Source organism: Candidatus Dormiibacterota bacterium (assembly GCA_036495095.1).
GTDB lineage: Bacteria > Chloroflexota > Dormibacteria > Aeolococcales > Aeolococcaceae > CF-96.
This window is the reverse complement of record DASXNK010000074.1, coordinates 1-6,348: the sequence shown is the minus strand read 5'-3', so window position 1 is coordinate 6,348 and position 6,348 is coordinate 1. Positions and strand designations below refer to the sequence as shown.

Here is a 6,348-nt window from a genome sequence, read left to right as displayed (position 1 = left end):
AGCGCGTCGCTCAGCGCCTCGACCGCGTACTTGGTGGCGTGGTAGGCGCCGCCTCCGGGGAAGGTCAGCCGGCCGCCCATCGAGCCGACGTTGACGATCCTCCCGGAGCGCCGGGCGCGCATCCCCGGCAGCACCAGCTGGGCCATCCGCACCAGCCCGAAGACGTTGGTCTCGAACTGCCGGCGCAGCTCGTCGAGGGGCAGCTCCTCGATCGCGCCGCCCTGGCTGTAGCCGGCGTTGTTGACCAGCGCGCCGACGCCGCCGGCCTCGCGCTCGACGGTGGCCACCGCCGCGCTCATCGAGGCCTCATCGGTGACGTCGAGCGCGAGGGTCCGGCAGCCCACCGCCGCCAGGCCCGCCAGGGTCTCGGGGCGGCGGGCGGTGGCGTACACGGTCCAGCCCCGCCCGGCGAGGCGGGCGGCGGTGGCGTGGCCGATGCCCGACGAGCAGCCGGTGACCAGGACCGCCCTGGGCGACGGCGCGGCCATCTATCCGGCGGCGCCGGCCAGGCTGCGCTGGAGCGCGCGGTCGAGCTCGCCGACCCGCAGGTTGGCGGCGGCGACGGCGTCGATCGCCCCGGCGAGGCCGTCGAGGGCGGCGCCCGGGATCACCAGCAGCAGCTCTCCGGGCTCGAAGCCGGCGAAGATGCGCGCCCCGACGCAGGCCAGCGAGCCCCGCGGCTCACCCTGGAGGATGGCGGCGGAGACCGCGGCGCAGGTCGGCCGGCCCATCACCCGCAGCCCGGGGCTGTCGAGCCGGGCCACCCCGAGCGCCTCGCCGAGCAGCATGATCTGCTCGGACTGGCCGATCAGAAGCACCGCCTCCGGCGCCAGCGGGAAGCTGCCCAGCGGCCCGTAGACGATCGCGGCGTGGCCGAGCGGCAGCACCGGCATCGAGGCCAGCTCGGCGGGGTCGACGTACCCCGTCTCCACCATCGTGCCGATCAGCTCGTCCCCGCTCGGCATCTCGGTGGTGAACCCCTGGGTGATGCGACCGACCGGGCAGGTGCCGTGCTCGGCGCCGACCGCGAAGACGCCGCGTTCCGCCTCGCGCCAGAAGAGGCACGCCGAGGTCGCCGGGCCGCTGCGCACCGGGATGCCCGCCGGCACCTCGTCGACCCGCGCCATCGCCACCGGCGCGGAGCGCTGCGGGAACAGCCGCTGCAGCCGCTCGGCCACCTGGTGGGCTGGGGACGGCGGCGGGGTGGAGGGGGCAGCGGTCATCGAGAGTCTCCTGAGGGGGGGTGGCACGGCCACGATAGCGGTCCGAAGCCCGGCCACGGTCCGGCGACGCCGGCGGCCCGCCGCCGGGTTGCCCGGATAATCGGCCCGTGAGCGGTATCGAGCGTGGTCGCCGGCCCCGGGCCCAGCTGTGGGGCCATCCCGACTTCCTCAAGCTGTGGGCGGGCCAGACCGTCAGCGAGCTGGGCAGCCAGGTCTCCTTCATCGCGATCCCGCTGACCGCGGTCACGGTGCTCGGCGCCGGGCCCTTCCAGACCGGCCTGCTCGGCGCCCTGCAGTTCCTCCCCTTCCTCCTCCTCGGCCTTCCCGCGGGGGTGTGGGTCGACCGGCTCGCCCACCGGCCGGTGCTGATCGTCGCCGACCTGGGACGGATGCTGGCGCTGGCGTCGGTGCCGGTGGCCTGGGCGCTGGGCGGCCTCCACCTGCCCCAGCTCTACGCCGCCGGCTTCGTGGTCGGCGTGCTCACCGTGTTCTTCGACGTCGCCTACCAGTCCTACCTTCCCGCCCTGGTCGAGCGCGAGCAGCTGGTCGAGGGCAACTCCAAGCTCGCCCTCACCCAGTCGACCGCGGAGGTGGCCGGGCCGGGGGTCGGCGGCCTGCTGGTGGGCCTGGCGAGCGCGCCCTACGCGGTCGCCGCCGACGCGGCCAGCTACGCGATCTCGGTGGTCGGCCTGCTGCTCATCCGCCGCCGCGAGCCCCGCGTGGAACGCCCGGCGCGCGCCGGCCTGCGGGCCGAGCTGCTCGAGGGGCTGCGCTTCGTGCTCGGCCACCGCCTGCTCCGCTCCATCGCCGCCTGCACCGGGCTCTCCAACCTCTTCGCCCACGCGGGGATGGCGGTGCTCTTCGTCTACGCGGTGCGCGACCTCGGCCTGAGCGCCGGCAGCATCGGGCTCTGGTTCAGCCTGGGCAGCCTGGGCGGACCGCTCGGCGCCCTGCTGGTGGCGCGGCTGGAGCGCCGCCTCGGCACCGGAAGGACCATCGTCGCCACCGCCTGGCTCGGCCTCCCCAGCTGGGTGCTGCTGGTGCTGGCGCCGCGGTCGTTCCCCATGCCCTTCCTGATCGCCTCGGGGATCGTCGGCTCGCTCGCCGGCGTCGCCTACAACATCACCCAGATCAGCCTCCGCCAGGCGATCACCCCGCGCCACCTCCAGGGGCGGATGAACGCGACGATGCGCTTCCTGGTCTGGGGCACGATCCCGCTCGGCGCCTTCGCCGGCGGGGTGATGGGATCGCTGCTCGGGCTGCGCGCCACCCTGCTCGCCGCCGCCGCCGGGCAGCTGCTCGCGGCGCTGCCGGTCACCCTGTCCGGGGTGCGCCGGCTGCGCCGGGTCGAGGACGCCATGCCCGCGCTCGCCGGCGGCTGATCGCAGTCGGTCTGACCGTTCGATTGCAGTTGTGGCAGCGGTGACATGGCTGTCACGGAATCACGATGACTGCGACGCGGATCGTCTCGGACAGTCGTGTCATATGCAGCCAATACTGTGAAGTACCCGGCGGTGCACATTCCTTCACACGACTAGGCACAACCTTCATGCGCTGTTCGGATACTCGTGGAAGCGGCTTCCGCGGCCCTTCGGACACAATGGAGATCCGAGCCGGAAGAAGCCTGGAGTGCTTCACACATGCGGATCTTCACGCGCAAGAAGGCAATGGCCGTCGCCGCGGTTCTCGCGGTCGGCGGCGGCACCGCCGCCTACGCGTACTGGACCACCGGCGGCTCCGGCTCCGGGAGCGCCGCCACCGGCACCACCTCGAACGTCGTCGTCAACCAGACCGGCACCGCGATCACCGGCATGTACCCGGGCGCGACCGCGGCGCTCAGCGGCGACTTCACCAACACCACCAACACCGGAAGCGTCTACATCACCGCGGTGACCGCGAGCGTGCACACGTTCAGCTTCCGCTCCGACACGAACAAGCCCGCCTGCACCCAGGCCGACTTCACCATCACCGGCACCTCGAACACCCCCGGTGAGATCGCCCACGGATCCAGCGTCGGCGCCTGGTCCGGCCTGACCCTGACGTTCACGGATGCCGGGACCAATCAGGACAACTGCAAGAACATCACCGTCCCGATCGACTACACCGCCAGCTAGCCGGGCGGAACGCGACAGCTGAGAGAGGGGCGGCTCGAGTGAGCCGCCCCTCTCCGGGCGTCAGAGGGAAGGCACATAGTGAAGGCACCGTGGCGCGGGTCCGGACCGGCGAGGTGGGTCACGCGGCGCGTGATCGCCCTGGCCGCCGGTCTTCTGCTCGCCGCGGTGACGGGGGCCATCGTGCTGAGGTTGACCTCGGCGGCTCCGCCGGCGCCGACCATCCTCAGCGGTCCCTCCAGCCCCACCACCTCGACCGACGCGGTCTTCACCTTCGAGGACAGCCAGCCGGGGGTCGACTTCGAGTGCTCGCTCGACGGCGGCGGCTTCGCGGCCTGCGCGGGCGGCACGACCTACCGAGGCCTCGGCGACGGCACGCACAGCTTCCAGGTGGCCGCCAGGGCCGGCCGCAGCCCCCTCAGCCCCCCCGCCACCTACGCCTGGGTGGTCGACGTGGCGGGTGGATCCTTCTCGATCAGCGGAGGCATCACCGGTCTCCTCTACCCCGGCGGCCCGGCGCTGCCGCTCGACCTCGTCCTCGCCAACCCGTGGGGATATGACCTGAGGGTGCTCGGCGTCGCCATCGACGTCCAGGGGCCCAACCTCCTCTGCCAGCCGTCCGGCAACCTCGTGGTCACGCCCCTCCCCAGCCCGGTGGTCGTCGCCGCCCATTCGACGAGGTCGCTCTCCCAGCTGGGCGCGCCGCCGCCGACCGTCCGCATGGTCGACCTCGCGGCCAACCAGGACGCCTGCAAGGGCGGGACGTTCACCTTCACCTTCACCGGCCACGGCGTCGAGGCGGCGGCACCCGGATGAGGCGCACGCCGGTGGCGCGCCTGCTGAGACGGCTCCTCCTCGCCGTGCTCACGGCATCGGTGCTCGCCGGCGGCACGGTGGCATTCGCCTACTGGACCGCCCACGGAACCGGCAGCGCCTCGGCGACCAGCGGGATGCTCGCGTTGCCGAGCAATGTCACCGCCACGGCCACCTCGACCCGCGGCACCGTCTCGCTGAGCTGGACGGGCGCCATCGGGCCGGACGGGAACGCGGTCACCAGATATCGGGTCCAGCGGCTCGCGGGCACCACCCCGAGCGACGCCTGCGGCACCACCGCGACCTCGCCGCTGACCTCGCCGCCCACGACCTGCAGCGACACCGGCGTGGCCGACGGCACCTACACGTACACGGTCACGGCCGTCTACCACTCCTGGACCTCGACCAGCGCTGCGAGCAGCGCGGTGACGGTGGTGCCGCATGCGCCGACGTCGGTGGCGCTCGTCAACGGCGGCGGTACGGGCAGCGCGTACATCGACAGCGGGAACGCCTCGAGCGTCAGCATCGACGTCGGGCTCAACTCGACCTCGCTGGCCTCCGACGCGGTCACGCTGACCGTCCACGACGCGGGCAGCGTGCACGTCGTGACCCGCACCGCCGCGGGCACCGCCGGCGCCGGGACGGTGCACCTCACCGGCGTGGATCTCTCCACCCTCACCGACGGCACCGTCACCATGAGCGCGACCTCGACCGACACGCTCACCAGCGTCTCGAGCGCCGTCTCCAGCACCGCGACCAAGGACACCGTCGCCCCCGCGGCCCCGGCCTCGGTCTCCCTGAGCAACGGCCTGGGCACGGGCAGCGCCTACATCAACGCCGCCAACGCCGCCTCGATCAACTACACCGTCGTCCTCCCCAACAACGCCAATGACGCCGCCACCGACACCGTCAGGGTGACCCTCACCAGCGGCGCCGCGGTCAACGGCTCGATCGCCTCCGGCCTGAGCTCCTCCGGCGGCACCGTCGCGGTGAACGGGATCAACGCCGCCAGCCTCACCGACAGCTCGGTCGCGGTCAGCGCCACCGCAACCGACCTCGCCGGCAACGTCTCCTCCGCCGCCACGACCACCACCACCAAGGACGTGGTCGCGCCGGCGGCGCCGACCTCGGTCTCGATCGGCAACGGCCTGGGGACGGGCAGCGCCTACATCAACGGCACCAACAGGGGCGCGCTCAGCTACAACGTCGTCCTCCCCAACAACGCCGGCGACGCCGCCACCGACACCATCACCGTCACCCTCACCAGCGGCGCCTCGACGAGCGCGACCCACGCCGGCCTCAGCTCCGCCGGCGGCACCGTCGGGGTCTCGTCGATCAACGCCACCGCCCTCACCGACGCGTCGGTCGCGGTCAGCGCCACCGCCACCGACCTCGCCGGCAACGTCTCCGCCGCCACCACGACCACGACCACCAAGGACACCGTCGCCCCGGCGGCCCCCACCTCGGTGGCGATCGGCAACGGTGGCGGCACCGGCAGCGCCTACATCAACGCCGCCAACGCCGGCTCGGTGAGCTACAACGTGGTCCTCCCCAACAACGTCAACGACGCCGCCTCCGACACCATCGCGGTCACCCTCACCAGCGGCGGTTCGGCGAGCGCGACCCACGCCGGCCTCAGCTCCGCCGGTGGCACCGTCGCGGTCACGTCGATCAACGCCGGCAGCCTCACCGACGGCTCGGTCGCGGTCAGCGCCACCGCCACCGACCTCGCCGGCAACGCCTCCTCCGCCACCACGACCGCGACCACCAAGGACGTGGTCGCGCCGGCGGCGCCGACCTCGCTCTCGCTGAGCAACGGCCTGGGCACGGGCAGCGCCTACATCAACGCCGCCAACGCCGCCTCGGTCAACTACAACGTCGTCCTCCCCAGCAACGCCGGCGACGCCGCCACCGACACCATCACCGTCACCCTCACCAGCGGCACCTCGGCGAGCGCGACCCACGCCGGCCTCAGCTCCGCCGGCGGCACCGTGGGTGTCACCGGCATCAACGCCAACCCGCTCACCGACGGCGTGCTCGCGGTCGGTGCCACCGCCACCGCCACCGACCTCGCCGGCAACATCTCCACCGCGGCCGGCGGGACGGCCGTCACCAAGGACACCGTCGCCCCCGCGGCCCCCACCTCGGTCGCGCTGAGCAACGGCGGCGGCACCGGCAGCGCCTACATCAACGCCGCCAAC

General features: G+C 73.2%; 6 protein-coding genes. 4 read left to right on the top strand and 2 right to left on the bottom strand.

All coding sequences use genetic code 11. The annotated features are described in order from the left end of the window. Positions 1 to 488, bottom strand: a 488-nt coding sequence (locus VGL20_07670) for an SDR family NAD(P)-dependent oxidoreductase (protein ID HEY2703551.1), incomplete at its 3' end; no start/stop codon positions are given. Beyond that, the gene (locus VGL20_07665; GenBank protein HEY2703550.1) at positions 489 to 1,223 is read right to left on the bottom strand and encodes a DUF169 domain-containing protein; all 735 of its coding nucleotides are present in this window, start codon (positions 1,221 to 1,223) and stop codon (positions 489 to 491) included. Positions 1,224 to 1,330: 107 nt separating this feature from the next. Here VGL20_07665 and VGL20_07660 point away from each other — a divergent pair, with 107 nt between their 5' ends. The 4 genes from VGL20_07660 to VGL20_07645 all read left to right on the top strand — a co-directional run. Beyond that, complete coding sequence (locus VGL20_07660; GenBank protein ID HEY2703549.1) at positions 1,331 to 2,605, top strand: MFS transporter; 1,275 nt, start codon at positions 1,331 to 1,333, stop codon at positions 2,603 to 2,605. A gap of 258 nt (positions 2,606 to 2,863) precedes the next feature. Next, positions 2,864 to 3,337, top strand: a complete 474-nt coding sequence (locus tag VGL20_07655; protein HEY2703548.1) for a hypothetical protein — start codon at positions 2,864 to 2,866, stop codon at positions 3,335 to 3,337. A 129-nt stretch (positions 3,338 to 3,466) separates the two neighbouring features. Further along, positions 3,467 to 4,150, top strand: coding sequence for a hypothetical protein (locus VGL20_07650; protein HEY2703547.1), 684 nt, complete (start codon positions 3,467 to 3,469; stop codon positions 4,148 to 4,150). Continuing rightward, on the top strand, positions 4,147 to 6,348 hold a 2,202-nt coding region (locus VGL20_07645; GenBank protein HEY2703546.1), incomplete at its 3' end, for a hypothetical protein. The genes VGL20_07650 and VGL20_07645, both read left to right, overlap by 4 nt.